We start from the raw sequence: 21,831 nt of genomic DNA on the forward strand, positions 1-21,831 counted from the left end.
CCGCCACGACCTTCGACGGTGTCAGGCGGGCACGGCGGGGCGGCGGACGCCCTCGGCCAGCTCGGCGGCCAGCGCGCCCAGCGCGGCGGTGCCGTCGGCCGCCTTGGTCACCAGCGCCGAGCCGACGATCACCGCGTCGGCGAACGCGGCCACCTCGGCGGCCTGGTCACCGGAGCGCACGCCGAGGCCGACGCCGATCGGCAGGTCGGTGTGCTTACGGGTGCGTCCCACCAGGTCGGCCGCGCTCGCGCCGACCGACTCGCGGGCACCGGTCACGCCCATCACCGCGGTCGCGTAGACGAAACCGGTGGTCGCCTTGGCCGTCAGCGCGATGCGCTCCTCCGACGACGAGGGCGCCACCAGGAAGATCCGGTCCAGCCCGTGCTGGTCGGACGCGGCGAGCCAGTCGCCGGCCTCGTCCGGCGTCAGGTCCGGCGTGATGAGGCCGAGGCCGCCCGCGGCGGCGAGGTCCCTCGCGAACCGGTCGACGCCGTAGTGGAACACCGGGTTCCAGTAGGTCATCACCACGGCGCGCCCGCCGCGCGAGGCGACCGACTCGACCACCTCGAACACGTGCCTGAGGCGGAAGCCGTTGCGCAGCGCGGTGTCGGCGGCGGCCTGGATCGTGGGGCCGTCCATCACCGGGTCGGAGTAGGGCACGCCCACCTCGACCAGGTCGGCGCCCGCGTCGATGGTGGCGGCCAGCAGGTCCTTCGACTCGCCGACGGTCGGGTACCCGGCCGGCAGGTAGCCGACCAGCGCGGCCCGCTTCTCCGCGCGGGTCCCCTCGAACAGCTGGGCCAGCCGGCTCACACGTCCTCCACGAGCTTGAAGTACCGCGCCGCGGTGTCCACGTCCTTGTCGCCCCTGCCGGAGAGGCTCACGAGGATGTGGCCGTCCTCGCCGAGCTCGTGGCCGAGCTTGAGCGCACCGGCCAGCGCGTGGGCCGACTCGATGGCGGGAATGATGCCCTCGGTGCGCGAGAGCAGCTGGAACGCCTCCATCGCCTCGGCGTCGGTGACCGCGCGATACTCCGCCCGCCCGGTGTCCTTGAGCCACGAGTGCTCGGGGCCGACGCCGGGGTAGTCGAGACCCGCGGAGATCGAGTACGCCTCGATGGTCTGCCCGTCCTCGTCCTGCAGCAGGTACGACAGCGCGCCGTGCAGCGTGCCGGGCGTGCCCTCGGTCAGGGTCGCGCCGTGCTCGCCGGTCTCGATGCCCTTGCCGCCCGGCTCCAGTCCCACCAGGCGCACGCCCGGGTCGTCGATGAAGCCGTGAAAGATGCCGATCGCGTTGGACCCGCCGCCGACGCACGCGGCGACCGCGTCGGGCAGCCGCCCGGTCAGCTCGAGGATCTGCTTGCGCGCCTCCTCGCCGATGACCTTGTGGAAGTTGCGCACCATGACCGGGAACGGGTGCGCGCCCGCGGCCGTGCCCAGCAGGTAGTGCGTGGTGTCCACATTGGTCACCCAGTCGCGCAACGCCTCGTTGATGGCGTCCTTGAGCGTGCGGGAGCCCGTTTTCACCGGGATCACCTCGGCGCCGAGCAGCCGCATTCTGGCGACGTTGAGCGCCTGCCGCTCGGTGTCGACCTCGCCCATGTAGACCACGCACTCGAGGTCGAGCAGGGCGCACGCGGTGGCCGTGGCCACGCCGTGCTGACCGGCACCGGTCTCGGCGATCACGCGCTTCTTGCCCATGCGCTTGGTGAGCAGCGCCTGGCCCAGCACGTTGTTGATCTTGTGGGAGCCGGTGTGGTTCAGATCCTCGCGCTTGAGGAAGATCCGCGCTCCCCCGGCGTGCTCGGCGAACCGCGGCGCCTCGGTGAGCAGCGACGGCCTGCCCGCGTAGCCCGAGAGCAGCCGGGCGAACTCGCCGGTGAACTCGGGGTCGAGCCTGGCCTTGTCGTACTCGGCCGACAGCTCGTCGAGCGCGCCCATGAGCGCCTCCGGCAGGAACCGGCCGCCGTAGGGGCCGAAGTGGCCCCGCTCGTCCGGATCGTGGCTGGTGCGCTGCTGTTTGGGGTCCTTCTCGGTCACCGGCTCGGCCTCGGGCATGCCGGGTGCGATCCCGCGGTCACCAGCTTGACGAGCGCGCCCTTCGGGTCGTCCGTGGCGACCAGGCCCTCACCGACGAGCACGGCGTCCGCGCCGTGGCCCGCATAGGCCATCAGGTCGCCGGGACCGCGCACGCCCGACTCGGCGACCTTGTACGTGTCCATCGGCAGCCCGGGGGCGAGCCTGCCGAACACGTCGCGATCGACCTCGAGGGTGTGCAGGTTCCGCGCGTTGATGCCGATCACCGACGCACCCGCCTCGAGCGCGCGGTCGGCCTCCTCCGCGTTGTGGACCTCGACGAGCGCGGTCATCCCGAGCGACTCGACGCGGTCGAGCAGCGCGACGAGCGCGTTCTGCTCCAGCGCGGCCACGATCAGCAGCACCAGGTCGGCGCCGTGCAGCCGCGCCTCGTGCACCTGGTAGGGGCTGACGATGAAGTCCTTGCGCAGGACCGGCACGTCCACCGCGGCGCGCACGGCGTCCAGGTCGGCGAGCGAGCCGCCGAACCGGCGCTGCTCGGTGAGCACGCTGATGACCCGCGCTCCGGCGTCCTCGTAGTCCTTCGCCAGCGACGCCGGGTCGGCGATCGCGGCCAGGTCGCCCTTCGACGGGCTCCGGCGCTTGACCTCGGCGATCACGCCGATGCCCGACTCGCGCAGGGCCGCCATCACGTCCCGCGGCGGGGCCGCGGCCGCGGCACGCCGCTTCAGCTCGTCGAACGGCAGTGCCGCCTCACGCTCGGCGAGGTCGGCCCGCACGCCCGCGACGATGTCCTCGAGAATGCTCACCGGGCAACCTCACCGGCTGTGTGTTCACTCGCAAGGTGGCTCACAAAAACCTTCCCCTTCCCGCCGAAATGATGCTAACCCTCGCGGTTCGCCACACCGGCTCCGGGTCGGAATTGCCTTGTCCACCAGTGGGAAAGAGCCGGAGCTAACTCCGCGTGGTCGGATCCTCGCCGTCGGAGAGGGCGTCCCACAGTTCCTTTTCGGTGTCCTTCTCGGCCCGCCGGCCGCCCGGAGCGGAGTATTTGGCGCCCATGCGGGGCATGCGGTGACCACGCCACGTGAGCAGGGCACCGGCGAGCAGCACGAGCACCCCACCCGCGACGGCCGCCGCGGGGCCCCAGAACGTCCGCTCCGGGCTTCCCGCCGACTCGTCGTAGCCGGGGGCCCAGCCCGACCAGGCCACGTCGTAGGCGTCGCCGTTGAGCGCGAGGTAGAGGATCAGCGCGCCCACGACCACGAGCAGCACGCCCAGGATCCGCCTGGCCACGCCCCGGACGGCGAGCACGGCGGCCACGGCCGCGAGCGCGAGCAGCGCCAGCGGCACCGGCCACGTCATGAGGTCGCCGCCGGAAAGGTCGTCGGCGAGCCTGCCGTCGATCGTGAGCCCGCGCGGCACGTCGATCCACGTCAGCCCCGACGCGCCCCAGAGTGCGGCGGCGCCGAGCAACAGCGCGACCACCACTATCCACAGTGGACGCTTGCTGGCCTGGCTCTCAGACACGGGTGGTGTCCAGGGAGGTCGCGGGGGCCAGCGTGTTGGCGGCGGCGACGGCGGAGAGCACGGTGCGGGCCTTGTTGAGCGACTCGTTGTCCTCGTACCCGGCGTCCGAGTCGGCGACCACGCCGCCGCCCGCCTGCACGTAGGCCACGCCGTCCTTCATGAGCGCGGTGCGGATCGCGATCGCGGTGTCGGCGTCGCCCGCGAAGTCCAGGTAGCCGACCACGCCGCCGTAGAGACCCCGCCGCGTGGGCTCCAGCTGTTCGATCAGCTCCATCGCGCGCACCTTGGGCGCGCCGGAGAGCGTGCCCGCCGGGAAGCACGCGAGCACCGCGTCGAACGCCGTCGTGTCCTCGGCGAGCTCGCCCGTGACGGTGGAGACGATGTGCATCACGTGGCTGTACCGCTCGATCGCGAAGAAGTCGACGACGTGCACCGAACCGGGGCGGCAGACCTTGCCGAGGTCGTTGCGCCCGAGGTCGACGAGCATGAGGTGCTCGGCGCGCTCCTTCTCGTCGGCGAGCAGGTCCTTGGCGAGCTGCGCGTCCTCCTCGGGGTCGACACCGCGCCAGCGCGTGCCCGCGATCGGGTGAGTGGTCGCCCTGCCATCGCGCACGGTGACCAGCGACTCCGGACTGGAGCCGACGATGTCGAAGCCCTCCAGCCGCAGGAGGTACATGTACGGGCTCGGGTTCGACGTGCGCAGCACCCGGTAGACGTCCAGCGCGTCGGCACCCGTGCGCATCTCGAACCGCTGCGAGGGCACCACCTGGAACGCCTCGCCCGCGTGGATCGCCTCGCGGGCCGCCTCGACGGCCGCGTGGAAGTCCTCCTTCGCCCGTCGCCGCGTGAACTCGGGCGCGGGCCGCTCGAACACCGCGTTGGTCGCGGGCGCGGGCGCGGCGAGCAGCCGGGTCATCTCCTCGATCCGGCGGACGGCGTCGTCGTAGGCGGCGTCCACGCGCTCGGGCGAGTTGTCCCAGTTCACAGCGTTGGCGATGAGCGTGACGGTGCCCTCGTGGTGGTCGAACGCCGCGAGGTCCGTCGCCAGGAGCATCGTCAGCTCGGGGATGTCGATGTCCTTCTCGGCCAGCTCGGGCAGCCGCTCCAGCCAGCGAACCGTGTCGTAGCCGATGTAACCGACCATGCCGCCGGTGAGCGGGGGCATGCCGGGCAGCGGCTCGGTGTGCAGGGTCGCGAGGGTCTCGCGCAGGACCGTCAGCGGGTCGCCCTCGGTGGGCAGGCCGACGACGGGCGTGCCGGTCCAGACGGCCTTGCCGTCACGCACGGTGAGCGCGGCGGGGCTGCGCACGCCGATGAACGACCAGCGCGACCAGGACTCCCCGTTCTCCGCCGATTCGAGCAGAAACGTGCCGGGGCGGTCCCCGGCCAGCTTGCGGTAGAGCGCGACCGGGGTGTCCGCGTCGGCGAGCAGCCGACGGACCACCGGGATGACGCGCCGGTCCTCCGCGAAGGCACGGAAGTCCTCCCGGCTCGGGCTGATCGCCCCGAGCCCGGAGCCACCGGTGTCGACAGAACGGGCAGTTACCATGCGGTTATTGTGCCGCCGCGGCTTTCGGCGCCACCCACCGGGGATTAATTCACTATTCGTTGAATTCCTGACCTCGGTGGTTCATGATGACGGTGTGACCACCGCAGAGGAGCCCGCCCGGCGCAGGGGCCGCCGCCCCGCGGGCGAGGACACGAAGACCGCGCTGCTCGAGGCGGCGAGGGCCGTGTTCGCCGAGAGCGGCTACGACGGCGCCACCGTCAGGACCATCGCGGGTCGCGCCGGCGTCGACCCCGCGATGGTCAACCACTGGTTCGGCGGCAAGGAGGGCCTGTTCGCCAAGGCCGTGCTGCACGTGCCGTTCGACCTCAACGAGGTGGTCGAGACGGTGACGGCAGGCGGCCCCGACAAGCTCGGCGAGAACATCGTGCGCACGTTCCTCACCCGCTGGGACGGCGCGGGCGGCGAGTCGTTCGTCGCCCTCATCCGCAGCGTCACCACCAAGCCCGAGGCCATGCAGACGCTGCGGACCATCCTGGTCAACAGGATCTTCACCGACGTCGTCAGGACCGCCGACAGCGACCGCCCCGAGCTGCGCGCCGGCCTGGGCGCGACCCAGATGATCGGCCTCGGCATGGCCCGCTACGTCGCGCGGATCGATCCGGTGGCCTCGGCCGACATCGAGACGCTCGTGGCCGCCGTCGCCCCGAACCTGCAGCGCTACCTCACCGGCGAGCTGGACCTTCCTGGCTGATCGTCGGCGAGCAGCAGGCGCTCGTCGGTGTCGAAGCACGTGTGAGTGCCCGTGTGGCAGGCGGGGCCCGTCTGGTCCACGCGCACCAGCAGGGTGTCGGCGTCGCAGTCGAGGCGCACCTCGCGCACGTGCTGGGTGTGCCCCGACGTCTCGCCCTTCACCCACAGCCGCTGCCTGCTGCGCGAGTAGTACGTCGCGCGCCGCGTGGTGAGCGTGCGCTCCAGCGCTTCGTCGTTCATCCACGCCACCATGAGCACCTGGGACGTGCTGTGCTCCTGCACGACGGCGCACACGAGGCCGTCGGGGGTGCGCGTGAGCCGGTCGGCGATGGCGGGATCGAGCGTCACCGGACCACGACCCCCGCCCCGCGCAGGGCGTCCTTGACCTCGCCGATCTTGAGCTGGCCGAAGTGGAAGACGCTCGCGGCGAGCACCGCGTCGGCGCCGGCCTCGACGGCGGGCGGGAAGTGCTCGACCGCCCCTGCGCCGCCGCTCGCGATCACCGGCACGCGCACCGCCGCGCGGGCGAGACGGATCAGCTCCAGGTCGAAACCCGCCTTCGTGCCGTCGGCGTCCATCGAGTTGAGCAGGATCTCGCCGACGCCCAGCTCCTCGCCCCGCGCGGCCCACTCGACCGCGTCGATCCCGGTGCCGTTGCGGCCACCGTGCGTGGTCACCTCGAAGCCGGACGCCGTGGGCTCGCGCCCCTCCGGCACCCGGCGCGCGTCGACCGACAGCACGACGCATTGCGCGCCGAAGCGGTGCGACGCCTCGCGCAGCAACTCGGGCCTGGCGATCGCGGCGGTGTTGACGCTGACCTTGTCGGCGCCCGCGCGGAGCAGCCGGTTCACGTCGTCCGTGGTCCGCACGCCGCCGCCGACGGTCAGCGGGATGAACACCTGCTCGGCGGTGCGGCGCACGACGTCATAGGTGGTCTCGCGGTTGCCCGACGACGCGGTGACGTCGAGGAAGGTCAGCTCGTCGGCACCCTCCGCGTCGTACGCGCGCGCCAGCTCCACCGGGTCGCCGGCGTCCCGCAGATCCGCGAAGTTCACACCTTTGACGACCCGTCCCGCGTCCACGTCGAGACACGGGATCACCCTCACCGCAACGGACATGTGCCCAGCTTAAGGTCCGTCGCCGACAGCGGGCCCGGCAGCCGTGCGGGGCCCCCGGACATATCTACTCGGTAACGGTTTCATGGTGCCCGCCTTCACCGGGCGATGGCGGCCGAGCCAGGCGGGAACCCGCGCCGCCGCACCGTTTCCCCGGCACGAAACGGTAACTCTTCGCCGCGGCGAAAAATGCTCCGCTCGCCTCGGCGGACGGAAACCCGCAGGTCCTGAATGGACCCGGAGCGGAGGGAGCCCGTCCCGTGCGTATGATTCCGCGATTATGGGCAGAACCGGACACCAGGGCACCGTTCGTCGCCCTCCTCCGGTTCCTGACGTCGGCGGCGGCCCGGATGATGAGGGCCGCCCTGTTGCGCTACGTTTTCGAGGTACCGCCGACGGCGACCGAGGACGAGACCGTCGCACTGGTCGGCCCGGCGATTCGGTACTACCTCGATGGCGGGCAACCGCCTGCGGCTTCGCAGCGTTAGCTTCACACGGGTTGGGGAAACCTTTCATGGTGCGAGACTGGTCGGCACGAAGACTCCTTAGGGTGCCCGCATGACAACGGTCGCGATGGGGGAACAGACCGCCTCCGAGACGCCGGACGCCGAACCGGCCGCCGCGAAGCCGAAACGGGCCGCGCGGCTGCTTCCGGTCGCCTCCGTGGCGGGCGGCACCGCCCTCATCGGCGCGCACGCGTCCCTCTACGGCAACTGGATCATCGACGACGCCGCGATCACGTTCGCGTACGCGCGCAGCTTCGCGGAGGGCCTCGGCCCGGTGGTCCAGCCCGGCGCCGAGCCCGTCGAGGGCTACTCGAACCCGACGTGGACGGCGCTGCTCGTGCTCGGCAGGCTCGTCGGCCTTTTCGACCGCGGAACGATCTTCGGCATCCCCGACTACGTCCTCTTCCCCAAGGCGCTGTCCCTGCTGCTCGTCGCGGGCATCCTGTGGGCGTGCCACCTGGCTGCGGCCAGGGTCACGAAGCGGCCGTGGCTGGCGACCCTCGCGGTCGGCGTGCTGCTCGCGGTCACGCCGTCGTTCGTCATCTGGACCTTCTCCGGCCTGGAGAACCCGCTCTACGCGCTGATCATCACGTGGATGGCGGTGCTGTCGTTCCGGGCGGTACTCGACGACCGGCTACTACGGGTCAAGCTCGCGGTGGGCATGGGCCTGCTGGCGGCGGCCGCCGCGCTCACGCGTCCGGAAGGACTCATCTACGCGGGCGTCTACCCGCTCGTGGTGCTCGGCACGCTGCGCAAGCCCAGGATCGCGGCGAGCGTCAGGCACGTCCTGCTGTCCGTCGCCGCGTTCGCCGTGCCCGTCGGGGCGTACTTCGTGTGGCGGCACGCGACGTTCGGCCTCTGGCTGTCGAGCCCGTCGATCGCGAAGCGGCAGGACCTGCCGACCCTGCAGGAGCTGACCAGGCCCGGTGAGCTGGTCGGCTACGCGGGCGCCCCGGCCGTGCTCGTGGCCGTCCTGTTCGTGGGCATGGTGCTGGCCAGGCCGGCGTGGTGGCGGCGGGGGCTGCTCGCGCTGCTGGTGCCGCTGGGCCTCGCCGTGGTGGCGTTCTCGGTGCTGGAGCCGGACTGGATGTCGCAGCTGCGCTTCGCCACCCCGGTGTGGGTGCTGGGCTCGCTGGTCGCGACGCTCGCCGCGGCCGACGTGCTGCGCCACGCCAAGCTGCGTGGCCGGGTCTGGATCGTCGTCGGGCTCGTGGCCGTGCTGCTGCCGACCGGCGCCGCGTTCGGCGCGGTGGCCAAGGACTTCCGCACGGAGCCGGACATCTCGGCGTGCTACGTCGCCGACCGCTTCGGGCGCATCTTCAACGGCTACGCCGACGTGATGGGCGTCCAGAACGCGTCGCTGCTCATCCCCGACCTCGGCGGCTCGGCGCTGACCAGCAGGCTGCACCTGGTGGACATGGCGGGTCTGACCAACCACCGATTCGCCGAGCTGGTGCGCGACCACGACCTGCGCGGCCAGCAGGACTACGTCTACGACGAGGTCAAGCCGACCTTCATCCACACGAGGGAACCGTGGAGCACGGGCAACGGGCTCGGCTACGACCCGCGCCTGGCCCGCGACTACTACCCGATCCACTACGACATCTACCAGGGCGCGCCGCACGGCGACTGGGTCCGCAAGGACGCGGTGCGCGACGAGCGGATGCTGGAGAACCTGCGCGCCTACGCCCGCGTGCACACGGTCCAGGTGGAGCGGGACATCCCGAACTGGCCCCGCAGGCACTGCGGCGACACGCTTCGCGCCGGCCAGACCGAAACCGGCGAGGCGTAACCACCCAACCCCACCCCACCCAACCCAACCCGCCCGCAGTGAAGGCCACCATGCCTGCGCCCACCCGTCTCCCACCACCGCCCAAACGGAGACGCTGCGCGCCACTGCGTTGGTTCAACGCAGTGAAGGTGGCCTTCACTGCGTTCGGGGAGCGGTCTTGACGGCGGAAACTCAACGCTCGCAGAATTAAGCGCATGGCCAGTTCAGCGGTCTCGATCCAGGGCCTGCGCGTGCGCCGGGGTGGCCGGGAGGTGCTGCGCGAAGTCAGCTGCGAGATCGCGCCCGGCACCGTCACCGGCCTGCTCGGCCCCAGCGGCTGCGGCAAGACCACACTCCTGCGCTCGATCGTGGGCGTGCAGCTGGTCGAGGCTGGCACCGTCACCGTGCTCGGCAGGCCGGCGGGCAGCCGGGAACTGCGCGACCGGCTCGGCTACGCCACGCAGAACCCGGCGATCTACCCGGATCTCACGGTCGCCGAGGCACTGCGCTACTTCGCGGCCGTGCTCCGCGCACCGAAGTCCGATGTGGACAGAGTGATCGCGGAGGTGGACCTCACCGACCACGCCGACGTGCTCATCGGCAGGCTCTCCGGGGGACAGCGCAGCAGGGCCAACCTCGCCGTCGCGCTACTCGGCGAGCCCGAGCTGCTCGTGCTCGACGAGCCGACCGTCGGCCTCGACCCCGTGCTGCGCGACGAGCTGTGGGGCCTCTTCGGCAGGCTCGCCGCGCACGGCTCGACGCTGCTGGTCTCCAGTCACGTCATGGACGAGGCCGCCCGCTGCGGGCAGCTGCTGCTCATGCGGCAGGGCAGGCTGCTCGCCCACGACGAGCCGGACGGGCTGCTGCGCCGCACCGGCACCCCCGACCTCGAACAGGCCTTCCTGCGGTTGATCAGGGAAGGAGCGCTGCTGTGAGCCTCCCCGTCACGCTGGCCACCAACCGGCGCATCCTCACCCAGCTGCGGCACGACCCGCGCACGGTCGTGCTCATGCTCGTGATGCCGACGCTGCTCATGGTGCTCCTGCGTTACGTCTTCAACTCCACGGCCCAGTTCAGCGCCATCGCCCCGGCCCTGCTCGGCATCTTCCCGTTCACGATCATGTTCCTGATCACCTCGGTCACGACGCTGCGCGAGCGGACCTCGGCGACGCTGGAACGGCTGATGACGCTGCCGATCGCCAAACCCGACCTGCTGTTCGGCTACGCGCTCGCGTTCGGGCTCATCGCCGTGGCGCAGGTCTCGATCGCGGCACTGGTGTCGGTGACGTGGCTCGGGCTCGACGTCGCGAGCTCGGTCTGGCTGCTGCTGCTCGTCGCGGTGCTCGACGCACTGCTCGGCACGGCACTCGGCCTGTTCGTGAGCGCCTTCGCCCGCACCGAGTTCCAGGCCATCCAGTTCATGCCGGTGATCGTGCTACCGCAGTTCCTGCTGTGCGGACTGCTCCAGCCGAGGGACGAGATGGGCTGGCTGCTCAGCTGGGTCTCCGACGTGCTGCCGCTGTCGTACGCGGTGGACGCGCTCAACCACGTGACCCACTCGGCCGAGGTCGACGGCACGCTCGTGCGCAACATGGCCATCGTGGCGGGCAGCGCGCTGCTCGCGCTGCTGCTCGGCGCCGCGACGCTGCGCCGCCGCACACCGTAGAAACCTCTCAGCCCGCACCGGATACGTTGATCGGATGGGAGCAGAACTGCAGCGGCTGGCCGCCGAGAAGTACGTACTGCTGACGACGTTCCGCACGTCGGGCGACGCCGTGCCCACCCCGGTGTGGATCGCGGCCGACGACGGCGAGCTGGTGCTGTTCAGCGTCCGCACGGCGGGCAAGGTCAAGCGGATCCGGCGCGAGCCGCACGTCGAGGTGGTGGCGTGCGACTTCCGGGGCAGGGCCACGCACGGCCGCACGGTCACCGGCATGGCGCGCATCCTCGACGACGACGCGACCGAGCGCATCCGTCGCGTGATCGCCCGCAAGTACGGCATCACGGGCCGCGTCACGATGTTCTTCAGCCGCCTGCGCGGCGGCCCTCAGCGCACCGTGGGCATCGCGGTGAAGCTCGACGAGTGACGGAGATCAGACCCGCGCGACGGCGGCGAGCGCCTCGGGCAGCGTGAACGCGCCCGCGTACAGCGCCTTGCCGACGATGGAGCCCTCGACGCCGTCGCGCTCCAGCCGCGCCAATGCCTTCAGGTCGTCCACACTGGACACTCCACCGGAGGCGATCACCGGCGCGTCGGTGCGGGCGGTGACCTCACGCAGCAGGTCGAGGTTCGGACCACGCAGCGTGCCGTCCTTGCTGACATCGGTGACGACGTAGCGCTGGGCACCGTCGCGGTCGAGCCGCTCGAGCACCTCCCACAGGTCGCCGCCGTCCTGCGTCCAGCCGCGCGCGGCGAGCCGGTGCCCGGCCTCGGTGATCCGCACGTCGAGGCCGATCGCGACGCGGTCGCCGTGGGTGGCCACCACCTTGGCGGCCCACGCGGGGTCCTCCAGCGCGGCCGTGCCGAGGTTCACCCTGCGCGCACCCGTGGCGAGCGCCGCGGCGAGCGACTCGTCGTCCCTGATGCCGCCGGAGAGCTCCACCTGCACGTCGAGCTTGCCCACCACCTCGGCGAGCAGCTCGCGGTTGGAGCCCTTGCCGAACGCGGCGTCGAGGTCGACGAGATGGATCCACTCCGCGCCGTCGCGCTGCCACTGCAGCGCCGCGTCCAGCGGCGAACCGTAGGAGGTCTCGGTGCCGGCCTCGCCCTGGACGAGGCGGACCGCCTGGCCATCGGCCACGTCGACGGCGGGAAGGAGGGTGAAGGTCACCGGGCCACTATAAAAACCGGCGGCGCGCCGGGGCTCAGAGGGTGCGCAGCCAGTTCCGCAGCAGCTGTGCTCCGGCGTCGCCGGACTTCTCCGGGTGGAACTGCGTGGCCCACAGCGGGCCGTTCTCGACGGCCGCGACGAAGTCCTCACCGTGGTGGGCCCACGTGACCTTCGGCTGCCTGCCCGCGAGCTCGGAGTCCAGCTCCCACGAGCGTGCCGCGTAGGAGTGCACGAAGTAGAACCGCGCGTTCTCGTCCAGCCCGGCGAACAGCTCGGAGCCCTCCGGCGCGCGCACGGTGTTCCAGCCCATGTGGGGCAGCACGTCGGCGCCCAGGCGGTCGACGGTGCCCGGCCATTCGCCGGTGCCCTTGGCCTCCACCCCGTGTTCGACGCCACGCTCGAACAGGATCTGCATGCCGACGCAGATGCCCAGCACCGGCCTGCCGCCGGCGAGCCGGGTGCCGATGATCTTGTCGCCGCCCACCGAGAGCAGGCCCTCGATGCACGCGGCGAACGCGCCGACCCCGGGCACCACCAGCCCGTCGGCCTCCCTCGCCGCATGCGGGTCGGCGGTGACCTCCACGTCGGCACCGGCTCGCTGTACGGCGCGTTCGGCGGAGCGGAGGTTGCCGGACCCGTAGTCCAGGATCACTACTCGAGGCACGGCTCCAGGTTAACCGTTGCGCCGTGCCAGCAGCGCGACCGGCAGCAGTGCCGCGGCCGCGGCGGCAAGCAGGCCGAACGCCGAGCCGAAGCTCGTCCACGACACGATCGCTCCCACGGCGACCGCGCCGAGTCCCTGGCCCGCGTCGAACGCGACGTTCCAGGCGACGCTCGCCGAGCCCGCCCGCGCCCGCGCGAACATCGCGACCAGCGCGTCGTTCTGCACCACGCCGAAGCCGAGCCCGAACACGGCCACGGCCACCACCGCCGGAACCGGGTGGTCGGCGAGCAGCGCGAACCCGGCGAGCCCGGCGGCGGAGACCGCGAGCCCGCCCGGCAGCATCCGGCCCGGCCCCGCCAGCCGGTGGCCGAGGTGCCCCGCCGCCCAGCGCGAGAGCATCGCCACAGCCGGCGTGACGAACAACGCGACCGCCGAGGCCGGGGACGACACCACGATCGGCAGGAAGGTCGCGAGCGCGCCGAAGCCGGTGGAGACGGCGAGCATCGGCAGCCACGGCTTCCACGTGGCGCGCACGAGCGCGCGCGGCCCCGAGCCGGTGCCCGGCTCGTGCCGTGGCAGGAGCCTCGGCAGCAGCAGGATCGGCACGAGCGCGCACAGCGGCAGCGCCGTGGCGAGCACGAAGACGTGCGGGAAGCCCCAGTGCTCGGCGACCCACGTGCCGACAGGGAGCCCGGCCAGCTGCGGCACACCGGCGGCGAGGCCGTAGAGCCCCGAGCCGCGCGCGAGGGACCCCGTGGGCAGCAGTTCGGCGATGAGCGCGCTGCCGCACACGGTGAGCAGCCCGAAGCCGATGCCGCGCAGCAACGAGATGCCGAGGATCTCCCACGCACCGGCCGAGGCGATCAGCAGCGGCGTGGGAGCGCCGAGGAACAGCGCGCCCAGCAGCATCGCCGCGCGGTAGCCGTGGCGGCGGACGAACGCCGACGTGGCGAACTGAGTGAGCACCGTGCTGGCCATGAACACGCCGGTGGAGGCACCGGCCGCGAACGTCCCCGCCTCCTGCCGCACGGCCCACAGCGGCACGACGGGCAACAGCAGCGCGTAGCCGGAGAACGCGGCGGTGGAGGCGAGCAACGTGAGCCGGAAGTTGCGGTGCCGCAACGGGGACACCGGCCTCTCCGGGACCACCGCCGACCGCGTCACACCCACCGTTCTAGTACGCGCGTACCTGTTTTGTCCACCACTGCGGTGAAGGCCACCTTCACTGCGGCTCGGCGGATGATGGTCACCTGCGGGCGGCCCACGCGACGAGGTCGTCGGCGCTCATCGTGTTGATCACGTCGTCCTCGGTGACGCCGCATTCGGTGGCCCGCACGCAGCCGAACGGCAGCCAGCCGAGCTGGCCCGGCGCGTGCGCGTCGCTGTCGATCGAGAACCGGCAGCCGATCTCCCTGGCCAGCCGCAGCAGCCGCCTCGGCGGGTCGAGCCGCTCGGGCCGCGAGTTGATCTCCACGGCGACATCGTGCTCACGGCACGCCGTGAACACGGCCTCGGCGTCGAACTGCGACTCCGGCCTGCCCCGGCCGGTGACGAGCCGCCCCGTGCAGTGCCCCAGCACGTTCACGCGGGGGTTCTCGATGGCCCTGAGCATGCGCGGGGTCATCTCCGCGGCGGGCTGGCGCAGCAGCGAATGGACGCTCGCCACCACGACGTCGAGCTCCTCCAGCAGCTCCGGGTCCTGGTCGAGGGTGCCGTCGGCGTGGATATCGACCTCGATGCCGGTGAGGACGCGAAAGGGCGCGAGCTCGGCGTTGATCTCGCGCACCACGTCGAGCTGCCTGCGCAGGCGTTCCGCGCTGAGCCCGTTCGCGACGGTCAGCCGGGGCGAATGGTCCGTGAGCACGAGGTACTCGTGGCCGAGCGCCCGTGCCGCCTCGGCCATCTCCGCGATGGGGCTGCCGCCGTCGGACCAGTCCGAGTGGGTGTGGCAGTCCCCGCGCAGCGCCGCGTGCAGCGCCCCGCCGTCCGGGATGCCCGGCGCGCCCCGCGACTCCAGATCGGTGAGGTAGGCGGGCTCGCGGCCCTCGACCGCGTCCACGATCACCGCGGCGGTGGTCTTGCCGATGCCGGGCAGCGCCGTCAGCGTGCCGCCGCGGATCCGCTCGGCCAGCTCGCCCTCGGGCAGCTCGTCCACCACCGCGGCGGCCTTGCGGAACGCCCGCACGCGATAGCTGGGCTCCCCCGCCCGTTCCAGGTGGAGCGCGATCTGCCGGAGAACCTTGACCGGATCCATCCTCACCTCGGTGGCAGTGTGTGCAGTTCGACGCCGGAGAGCTCGCCATCCGCGACCGTCGCCGTCAGGTACGTGCAGTGCGGCTGCCTGCGGCGGTCGGTGGGCGAGCCGGGGTTGAGCAGGCGCAGACCGGTGTCCGCGACGGTGTCCCATGGGATGTGGCTGTGCCCGAACACGAGCACGTCCGTGCCGGAGAAGTCCCGCGCGCACCGCTGCTCGCGGCCCGTGGCCGCGCCCGTCTCGTGCACCACGGCCAGGCGCAGGCCCTCCAGCTCGGCGCGCGCGACCTCGGGCAGCCGCGCGCGCAGCGCGGCGCCGTCGTTGTTGCCGTAGACGCCGATGAGGCGGCGCGAACGGGACTCCAGCTCGTCGAGCAGGCCGACAGTCACCCAGTCACCGGCATGTACCACCACGTCGGCCTGACCGACCTCGGCCCAGACCTCGGCCGGCAGGTCCTTGGCGCGCTTCGGGACGTGTGTGTCGGCGATGATCAGCAAGCGCATGCCGCGAGCCCTCCTCTCGCCTCAGCCGCCCAGGTTGCTCACCCCGGCCTCGATCCCGGCCGCCAGCTCCTCGAGCTCCCGCTGCGACGGCCTGTGGTCCCCCAGCTGCCCGCGCAGGCCCGCGGCGGTGGCCACGACCAGCGCCCCAGCGTAACGCGGGGATTCCAGGTCGGCGCCCGCCAGCAGCAGGATCTCGCCCTCCCGCAGGGCGAGCGCCGCTCCTTGCAGCTCCGAGTCCAGCAGGGAACGAACGTGTTCGGCGGTGATCCGCATCGGTGCTCCTCTCGCTCGTCCACCCGGGGTACCCGCACGGCACGGAAGCGATCGAGATCGAATCGGTACCTCGGCCCGCACGGGCGTCACACCGTCACCCGAACGGCCCAGAAGTTGTTGATCACCAGGGGAAACACGGTCACGAGCAGGCGGGGGGCCGAGTGCGGGCCTGCCGTGAGCGGCAACTATCTTGACGCGAGTCCTGGCCCGTCACCGCCGGACGTGGAGGGGTTGTCTTGCCACAGGATCGCCAGTGGCCCGAGTCGCACGCCGAGCAGACCGATGTGCTGCCGGCCGTGCCCGCACATCCCGGACCTGCCCGTGGCGGGCACGGCGCCGGGGAGGTCACGCAGCACATCGCGACGGCCAACGAGGTCACCCAGCACCTCGCGACCGGCAACGAGGTCACGCAGCACATCGCCGCGCAGAGCAGCGGCGACCTTCCCACGCAGCAGATCTCGGTGCCGCCCCCGCCGCGCGGTGACGAGCCGCCCGCCGGCGCCGGGGACGGCGACGGGAACGGCAAGGCGGGGCGGTTCCGCAAGCCCGCGCTCATCGCGGGTGCCGTGTTCGGGGTGCTCGCGGTCGCCTACTTCGCCGATCTGCTGGTGACCAGCGGTGACGTCCCGCGCGGCGTGGTCGTCGCAGGAGTCGAGGTCGGCGGGCTCAGCCACTCGCAGGCCGAGGAGAAGCTGCGCGCCGAGCTCGAACCGCGCCTGACCCAGCCGGTGAAGTACACGGCGGGCGAGGTGCGGGACTCCTTCCACCCGAAGGACGCCGGCCTGCGCCTCAACTGGTCCTCGACGCTCGACCAGGCCGGTGACCAGCCGCTGAACCCCTTCACGCGCATCGCGTCGTTCTTCAGCGACCGCGAGGTCGGCGTGGTCACCGAGGCCGAGCCCAACCAGCTCGAGAACGCGATGGCCGGGCTCGAGCAGCGGATCAACCAGGCGCCGGTGGAGGGCAACGTCGTCTTCGAGGGCGCCGTGGCCAAGGCCGTGGAGCCGAAGAACGGCCAGGAGCTCGAGGTCGAGGCCGCGCAGGCGCGGATCCTCGCCCAGTGGGCGTCCGGCAAGCAGCTCAACCTCCCGGTGCACAGCACGCCGGTGACGGTCACGGCCGAGGCCGTGCAGGCCGCGCTGAAGAACATCGCCGAGCCCGCCGTGTCCGGGCCGGTGATCGTGCACGGCGAGGGCGCCGACGGCACGCTCGAGCCCGAGGAGATCGCCGCCGGGCTCTCCTTCGCCGCCGAGAACGGCAGGCTCGTGCCGAAGGTCGACCAGAAGAAGATCATCGAGGGCGTCGGCCCCGAGCTCGCCCACACGGAGAGGGAGGGCAAGGACGCCCAGATCGTCTTCGACAGCGGCGCGCCGACGGTGGTGCCCTCCGAAGACGGCAACAAGATCAAGTGGGACACCACGCTGCAGCCGCTGCTGGAGACCCTCAAGAAGCGCGACGGCCGTGAGCTGACCGCGAACTACGAGAAGCAGCCCGCCAAGGTCACCACGGAGGCCGCCAACCAGCTCGGCATCAAGGAGGTCATCGGCGAGTTCACCACCGGTGGCTTCAAGCCCGACTCCGGCGTGAACATCCGGAGGGTGGCCGAGGAGGTCAACGGCGCGATCGTCAAGCCGGGCGAGACGTTCAGCCTCAACACCCACACCGGGCCGCGCACCGCCGCGGAGGGCTACGTCCCCGCGGGCATCATCCAGGACGGGGCGCCCGGCGAGGCCGTCGGCGGCGGCATCTCGCAGTTCGCGACCACGCTCTACAACGCCTACTACTTCGCAGGCATGAAGGACGCGGGGCACCAGGAGCACAGCTACTACATCAGCCGCTACCCCGAGGGCCGCGAGGCCACGGTGTTCCAGAACCCGGACGGCTCCAGCGTCATCGACCTGGCGTTCACCAACGACGCGCCGACCGGTGTCGCGATCCAGACGATCTGGACCGAGTCGAGCATCACGGTGCGGCTGTGGGGCACGAAGCGCTACGACGTCGAATCGGTGACCGGTGAGCGGACCAACTTCGTGGAGCCGCAGGTGAAGGAGGGTCCGGCCGAGAACTGCCACCCCAGCAGCGGTTCACCGGGCTTCACGGTCACCGACACGCGGGTCCTGCGCGACGTCTCGACGGGCGCGGTGGTGAGCGAGGAGTCCAGGACGGTCAAGTACAACCCGCAGAACACGATCGTCTGCGGGCGCAAGAACGGTCACTGAGCACCGCGCCGCGGGAAATGCGGTGGCCGTGCGCGCCGCGGCCTGCCAGGCTGAGAGTGCACGGCAACGTCGTACCCCGGGAGGTTCCATGACCGAATCAGCACCGTCGAAGGACAACAGCGGCCCGGAGGACGACGTCAAGCGCCGGTTCCGCGAGGCGCTGGAACGCAAGCAGGCCAAGGCGAAGGCGGGAGCCGCCCACGAGGACCTGGGCTCCAAGGTCAACCACGCCCACGGCCCCGCCTCGCACAAGCGCACCTTCCGCCGCAAGAGCGGCTGACCTCTCGCGGCGACCCTTCGGCCCCCAAGGCCACTTTGTCGTCACAGCGACGCGCAGCGTCTCCGTCTGGGTGGTGGCGGGAGACGGGCGGGCGCGTTGAACGCAACAAAGGTGGCCTTGGGGGCCGGTTGCGTCAGGGGGTGAGGATGCTCTTCAGGCGGGAGATCTCGGCGATGCGGCGCTCGGCGAGCCGGTCGGCGGCGGTCACCGGCGGCACTCCTTCGTCGGCCGCGAGCGCGAACACAGACCTCGCCGTGTCGTAGAGCGCGGTCACCTTGCGCTTGGCCCGCTCGAAGTCGAAGCCGTGCAGCTCGTCGCTGACCTGGATCACGCCGCCCGCGTTGACGAGGTAGTCGGGCGCGAACAGGATCCCGCGCTCCTGCAGCAGCTTCTCGACGCCGGGATGCGCGAGCTGGTTGTTGGCCGCGCCGCACACCACCTTCGCCCGCAGCACGGCGACGGTGTCGTCGTCGAGCACCCCGCCCAGCGCGCACGGGGCGAAGACGTCCAGGTCGGCGCCCACCAGCGCGGCGGCGCCGGGGACGACCTCCACACTCGGATGCGCCGCGACGACCCGCTCGATCGCGCGCTCGTCGACGTCGGTGACCACGACGTCGCAGCCAGCCTCCACGAGGTGACCGACGAGCAGGTGCCCGACCTTGCCGACGCCCTCGACACCGACCCGCTTGCCGCGCAGCTCGGGGCTGCCCCACACGTGCTCGGCCGAGGCCCGCATGCCCTGGTAGACGCCGTAGGCGGTGAGGACGGAGGAGTCACCCGCCCCGCCGTCGTCGCGGGAGCGGCCGGTGACGAACCGCGTCTCCCGTGCGATCACGTCCATGTCGCGCACGTAGGTGCCCACGTCGCACGCGGTGATGTACCGCCCGCCGAGCGACTGCACGAAGCGGCCGTAGGCGCGCAGCAGCGCCTCGGACTTGACGGTCTCGGGGTCGCCGATGATCACGGCCTTGCCGCCACCCAGGTCGAGCCCGGCGAGCGCGTTCTTGTAGGTCATACCCCTGGACAGGGCGAGCACGTCGTCGAGTGCGTCGCTCTCGGAGGCGTAGGCGTGGAACCGGGTCCCGCCGAGCGCGGGCCCGAGTGCGGTGGAGTGAACCGCGATGACGGCCTTGAGCCCGGTGTGGGCATCGTGGCAGAAGACGACCTGTTCATGACCGCTGTCGCGGCCGAATACACCTTCGGTCACGGTGGTGACTCCCTTGTCAGCCCCCGGCTCACGACTTGTGGACGCGGCCGGCGGTGTTGTCGGTTGCTGGCGGCTCCCGGCCGGAGAGGTCGTCTCCCGCTGATCACCGCTGTGGCTCAACCTATGCTCGCCGCCGCCGAAAAGCCACCGGTTGCGGCAGGATCGGCAGGATGACCGACGAAAGCCCGCTTCTCCTGCTGTTGCACGGTCTCGGCGCCAACCGCCACGTCTGGCGGGGCCTCGAGGAGCAGCTCCCCGGGCGCTGGCCCGGTGACTGGCTCGCCCCCGATCTGCCCGGCCACGGCGAGGCGCCGCCGCTGCGCACGTACTCGTTCGGCTCACTCGCGGCTGAGGTCGCCGAGGTCGCCGAGGCCGCGGCGGGCGGGCGGCGCGTGGTGGTGCTCGGCCATTCGCTCGGCGGGGTGGTCGCGCTGACACTCGCGTCGGGCTGGTTCCGGGTACCGGTCGCGGCGGCCTGCGGGCTGGGCATCAAGCTGCGCTGGTCGCCGGGTGAGCTGGCCAAGGCCGCCGAGGTGGCCGCGCGCCCGGCGCGCGTGTTCGGCACCCGCGCCGAGGCGGTACAGCGCTGGCTGCGCGGCGCGGGCCTCGACGGGCTCGTCGGCGAGGACTCCCCCGCGGTCGGCGCGGGCGTCGCCGAGACCGCGGACGGCTGGCGGATCACCGTCGACCAGCGGGCATTCGCCGTCGGCGCGCCCGACCCGGCCGGGCTGCTCGCGGCGAGCCGGGCCGAGGTGGTGCTGGCCGCCGGGGAGCACGACCCGATGTGCCCCGCCGAGCACCTCGGCGACGTCACGGCGGATCCGGTGGTGCTGCGGGGCCTCGGGCACAACGCCCACGTCGAGGATCCGGCCGCGCTGTGGCCCCTGCTCGACCGCCTCGCCGAAGCCGCGCACGCCTAGAGTTCGCTGCGCACGGCCCACAGGTCCGGGAACACCGGCGCGGACAGGGTCGTGCGCAGGTACGCGGCGCCCGAGGAGCCGCCGGTCCCCGGCTTGTCGCCAATGGTCCGCTCCACCATCTTCACGTGGCGGTACCGCCATTCCTGCACGCCCTCGTCGAGATCCACCAGGTGCTCGCACACCGATGCCGGTCCCGAATCGTCCCGGTACACGCGCAGCAGAATGGCCTGGACCTCCCGTGAGGGCTCGACGGCCAGGGTGACGTCGGGCCGCGCGGGCACGTCGTAGCCGTGTGCCCGCAGGTAGGCGAGGAAGGAGTCGAACAGTGAGGGCCGCGCCATCGCGGCGGCGATCCGCGCGCGTGCCTCGCTGCCCTCGGGGTAGTGCTCGGCCACCGCGGCCTCACGCCTGCCGAGCACGGCCTCCAGCTCGCGGAACTGGCCGGACTGGAAACCGCTCGCCGCGTCGAGCCGCGCGCGGAAGCTCGCGAACTGGCTCGGGGTCATGGTCTCCAGCACGTCGATCTGGGCCACCACCACCTTGAGGATCGTGAGGATCCGGCGCAGCGTGCGCACCGCGTGCGGGGTGTCGCCGTCCTCCAGCCTCCGCTGCAGGAACTCCAGCTCGTGCAGCAGTTGTTTGAACCACAGCTCGTACACCTGGTGGATGACGATGAACAGCAGCTCGTCGTGTTCGGCCGAGCGCGGTCGCTGCGCGCCGAGCACCTCGTCGAGCGCGAGGTAGGAGGTGTAGGTCAGCGCCGCGTGCTGGTCGCCCTCGCTCATGCTGAGTAGCTTAAGCCCGTGTACTTCGCCGAGCTCTCGTCTCCGCAGGTGGCAGCGTTACGAGAGAGCGGGCGGGTGCCGGTGCTGCTGTTGCCGGTCGGTGCGGTGGAGGCCCCGGGCCCGCACGCCCCGCTCGGCACCGGCCCGCTGATCGCGCGGGGCGTGTGCGAGCGGGCTGCGGCCCGCCTCGCCGGTGACGAGCGGGTGCGTGCGCTGATCCTGCCGATGCTGTCCTACGGCGTCACCGGGACCGCGGAGCCGGGCACGCTGCCGATCGGCGCGGAGACGCTGCACGGTCTCGTCGTGGACGTCTGCACGGCGCTCGCCCGCCAGGACCTGCCGCGCGTCGTGGTGGTCAACAGCCATCCCGGTTCCGCTCACCGCGCGGCCTTGCGCAGGGCCGTGGACACGGTGGAGAGCCGGTGCGGGCGGCGGATCGCCCACGTCGACCTCGACGGTGGCCCGGCGGGCGGCTGTTCCGTGGCCTCGCTCGTGCTCGCGGAGCGGCCTGAGCTCGTGGACACCGAACGCACCGGGGCGAGGGGCACCGACGGTGTCGCCGCGTTCGAGGCGCTGACGGTGCGGCTGGTGGACGTGATCCGCGACCTCGCGCTGACCGCCGGTTGAGACTGTCGAGGTCCCGTCGTCTCACTGTCCGACCCCGAGACTTCGTGACG

General features: G+C 71.9%; 24 protein-coding genes. 9 read left to right on the top strand and 15 right to left on the bottom strand.

Features of this window, described 5'->3' with window-relative positions:
- Nucleotides 1-21: 21 nt before the first annotated feature.
- From trpA to BA062_RS23935, 5 genes are all read right to left on the bottom strand, one after another.
- On the bottom strand, nucleotides 22-813 hold the full coding sequence (trpA, locus tag BA062_RS23915; RefSeq protein ID WP_110340363.1) for a tryptophan synthase subunit alpha: 792 nt from the start codon (nucleotides 811-813) through the stop codon (nucleotides 22-24).
- Complete coding sequence (gene trpB, locus BA062_RS23920; RefSeq protein WP_110340365.1) at nucleotides 810-2,057, bottom strand: tryptophan synthase subunit beta; 1,248 nt, start codon at nucleotides 2,055-2,057, stop codon at nucleotides 810-812. Before trpB ends, trpA begins: the two co-directional genes overlap by 4 nt.
- The gene (trpC, locus tag BA062_RS23925) at nucleotides 2,036-2,845 is read right to left on the bottom strand and encodes an indole-3-glycerol phosphate synthase TrpC (RefSeq protein ID WP_110340367.1); all 810 of its coding nucleotides are present in this window, start codon (nucleotides 2,843-2,845) and stop codon (nucleotides 2,036-2,038) included. Before trpC ends, trpB begins: the two co-directional genes overlap by 22 nt.
- A gap of 145 nt (nucleotides 2,846-2,990) precedes the next feature.
- A complete protein-coding gene (locus BA062_RS23930) occupies nucleotides 2,991-3,566 on the bottom strand; it encodes a Trp biosynthesis-associated membrane protein (protein WP_110340369.1) in 576 nt (191 codons plus the stop codon).
- Nucleotides 3,559-5,115, bottom strand: coding sequence for an anthranilate synthase component I (locus tag BA062_RS23935; protein WP_110340371.1), 1,557 nt, complete (start codon nucleotides 5,113-5,115; stop codon nucleotides 3,559-3,561). Before BA062_RS23935 ends, BA062_RS23930 begins: the two co-directional genes overlap by 8 nt.
- A gap of 94 nt (nucleotides 5,116-5,209) precedes the next feature.
- On the opposite strand from BA062_RS23935, the gene BA062_RS23940 reads away from it, so the two are divergent.
- Nucleotides 5,210-5,827: a TetR/AcrR family transcriptional regulator gene (locus tag BA062_RS23940; protein WP_245959970.1), complete on the top strand. Its 618-nt coding sequence runs from the start codon at nucleotides 5,210-5,212 to the stop codon at nucleotides 5,825-5,827.
- Here BA062_RS23940 and hisI read toward each other — a convergent pair.
- On the bottom strand, nucleotides 5,794-6,174 hold the full coding sequence (gene hisI / locus BA062_RS23945; protein WP_110340375.1) for a phosphoribosyl-AMP cyclohydrolase: 381 nt from the start codon (nucleotides 6,172-6,174) through the stop codon (nucleotides 5,794-5,796). The genes BA062_RS23940 and hisI overlap by 34 nt on opposite strands.
- Nucleotides 6,171-6,944: an imidazole glycerol phosphate synthase subunit HisF gene (gene hisF, locus BA062_RS23950; RefSeq protein ID WP_110340377.1), complete on the bottom strand. Its 774-nt coding sequence runs from the start codon at nucleotides 6,942-6,944 to the stop codon at nucleotides 6,171-6,173. Before hisF ends, hisI begins: the two co-directional genes overlap by 4 nt.
- Nucleotides 6,945-7,499: 555 nt before the next feature.
- Here hisF and BA062_RS23960 point away from each other — a divergent pair.
- The 4 genes from BA062_RS23960 (at nucleotide 7,500) to BA062_RS23975 (ending at nucleotide 11,305) form a co-directional block, all read left to right on the top strand.
- A complete protein-coding gene (locus tag BA062_RS23960; RefSeq protein ID WP_110340381.1) occupies nucleotides 7,500-9,239 on the top strand; it encodes a hypothetical protein in 1,740 nt (579 codons plus the stop codon).
- Nucleotides 9,240-9,433: 194 nt separating this feature from the next.
- Nucleotides 9,434-10,153: an ABC transporter ATP-binding protein gene (locus BA062_RS23965; protein ID WP_110340383.1), complete on the top strand. Its 720-nt coding sequence runs from the start codon at nucleotides 9,434-9,436 to the stop codon at nucleotides 10,151-10,153.
- Nucleotides 10,150-10,884, top strand: a complete 735-nt coding sequence (locus BA062_RS23970) for an ABC transporter permease (protein WP_110340385.1) — start codon at nucleotides 10,150-10,152, stop codon at nucleotides 10,882-10,884. The genes BA062_RS23965 and BA062_RS23970 overlap by 4 nt, the downstream gene beginning before the upstream one ends.
- Before the next feature lie 34 nt (nucleotides 10,885-10,918).
- Nucleotides 10,919-11,305 carry a PPOX class F420-dependent oxidoreductase gene (locus BA062_RS23975; protein ID WP_110340387.1) on the top strand — a complete coding sequence of 129 codons (387 nt, stop codon included), beginning with the start codon at nucleotides 10,919-10,921 and terminating at the stop codon, nucleotides 11,303-11,305.
- Nucleotides 11,306-11,311: 6 nt separating this feature from the next.
- Here BA062_RS23975 and priA read toward each other — a convergent pair whose 3' ends face one another.
- The 6 genes from priA to BA062_RS24005 form a co-directional block, all read right to left on the bottom strand.
- Complete coding sequence (gene priA, locus BA062_RS23980; protein WP_110340389.1) at nucleotides 11,312-12,049, bottom strand: bifunctional 1-(5-phosphoribosyl)-5-((5-phosphoribosylamino)methylideneamino)imidazole-4-carboxamide isomerase/phosphoribosylanthranilate isomerase PriA; 738 nt, start codon at nucleotides 12,047-12,049, stop codon at nucleotides 11,312-11,314.
- Nucleotides 12,050-12,083: 34 nt separating this feature from the next.
- A complete protein-coding gene (gene hisH / locus BA062_RS23985; protein ID WP_168214072.1) occupies nucleotides 12,084-12,713 on the bottom strand; it encodes an imidazole glycerol phosphate synthase subunit HisH in 630 nt (209 codons plus the stop codon).
- A gap of 9 nt (nucleotides 12,714-12,722) precedes the next feature.
- Nucleotides 12,723-13,844: an MFS transporter gene (locus BA062_RS23990; RefSeq protein WP_245959971.1), complete on the bottom strand. Its 1,122-nt coding sequence runs from the start codon at nucleotides 13,842-13,844 to the stop codon at nucleotides 12,723-12,725.
- Nucleotides 13,845-13,959: 115 nt separating this feature from the next.
- Entirely contained in the window at nucleotides 13,960-14,967 is a 1,008-nt protein-coding gene (locus BA062_RS23995; protein ID WP_110340393.1) for a PHP domain-containing protein, read from the bottom strand.
- A 2-nt stretch (nucleotides 14,968-14,969) separates the two neighbouring features.
- Nucleotides 14,970-15,470, bottom strand: a complete 501-nt coding sequence (locus tag BA062_RS24000; protein ID WP_110340395.1) for a metallophosphoesterase family protein — start codon at nucleotides 15,468-15,470, stop codon at nucleotides 14,970-14,972.
- Between the two features lie 21 nt (nucleotides 15,471-15,491).
- The gene (locus BA062_RS24005; RefSeq protein WP_110340397.1) at nucleotides 15,492-15,743 is read right to left on the bottom strand and encodes a hypothetical protein; all 252 of its coding nucleotides are present in this window, start codon (nucleotides 15,741-15,743) and stop codon (nucleotides 15,492-15,494) included.
- Between the two features lie 236 nt (nucleotides 15,744-15,979).
- On the opposite strand from BA062_RS24005, the gene BA062_RS24010 reads away from it, so the two are divergent.
- Together BA062_RS24010 and BA062_RS24015 are read left to right on the top strand one after the other, a co-directional pair.
- The gene (locus BA062_RS24010; RefSeq protein ID WP_110340399.1) at nucleotides 15,980-17,962 is read left to right on the top strand and encodes a VanW family protein; all 1,983 of its coding nucleotides are present in this window, start codon (nucleotides 15,980-15,982) and stop codon (nucleotides 17,960-17,962) included.
- Between the two features lie 88 nt (nucleotides 17,963-18,050).
- Entirely contained in the window at nucleotides 18,051-18,242 is a 192-nt protein-coding gene (locus tag BA062_RS24015) for a DUF5302 domain-containing protein (protein WP_110340401.1), read from the top strand.
- Between the two features lie 133 nt (nucleotides 18,243-18,375).
- Here BA062_RS24015 and BA062_RS24020 read toward each other — a convergent pair whose 3' ends face one another.
- Nucleotides 18,376-19,449 (bottom strand): Glu/Leu/Phe/Val dehydrogenase dimerization domain-containing protein, encoded by a 1,074-nt coding sequence (locus tag BA062_RS24020; RefSeq protein ID WP_110340403.1) that lies wholly within the window; start codon nucleotides 19,447-19,449, stop codon nucleotides 18,376-18,378.
- A 170-nt stretch (nucleotides 19,450-19,619) separates the two neighbouring features.
- Between BA062_RS24020 and BA062_RS24025 the strand changes: the two genes are divergently transcribed.
- Nucleotides 19,620-20,369 carry an alpha/beta fold hydrolase gene (locus BA062_RS24025; RefSeq protein ID WP_110340405.1) on the top strand — a complete coding sequence of 250 codons (750 nt, stop codon included), beginning with the start codon at nucleotides 19,620-19,622 and terminating at the stop codon, nucleotides 20,367-20,369.
- Here BA062_RS24025 and BA062_RS24030 read toward each other — a convergent pair.
- A complete protein-coding gene (locus tag BA062_RS24030) occupies nucleotides 20,366-21,154 on the bottom strand; it encodes a tryptophan 2,3-dioxygenase (protein ID WP_110340407.1) in 789 nt (262 codons plus the stop codon). The two genes, BA062_RS24025 and BA062_RS24030, sit on opposite strands and share 4 nt — an antisense overlap.
- An 18-nt stretch (nucleotides 21,155-21,172) precedes the next feature.
- On the opposite strand from BA062_RS24030, the gene BA062_RS24035 reads away from it, so the two are divergent.
- On the top strand, nucleotides 21,173-21,781 hold the full coding sequence (locus tag BA062_RS24035; protein WP_110340409.1) for a creatininase family protein: 609 nt from the start codon (nucleotides 21,173-21,175) through the stop codon (nucleotides 21,779-21,781).
- Nucleotides 21,782-21,831 lie beyond the last annotated feature (50 nt).

The organism is Prauserella flavalba, assembly GCF_003202235.1.
In the GTDB taxonomy this organism is placed as follows: domain Bacteria; phylum Actinomycetota; class Actinomycetes; order Mycobacteriales; family Pseudonocardiaceae; genus Prauserella_A; species Prauserella_A flavalba.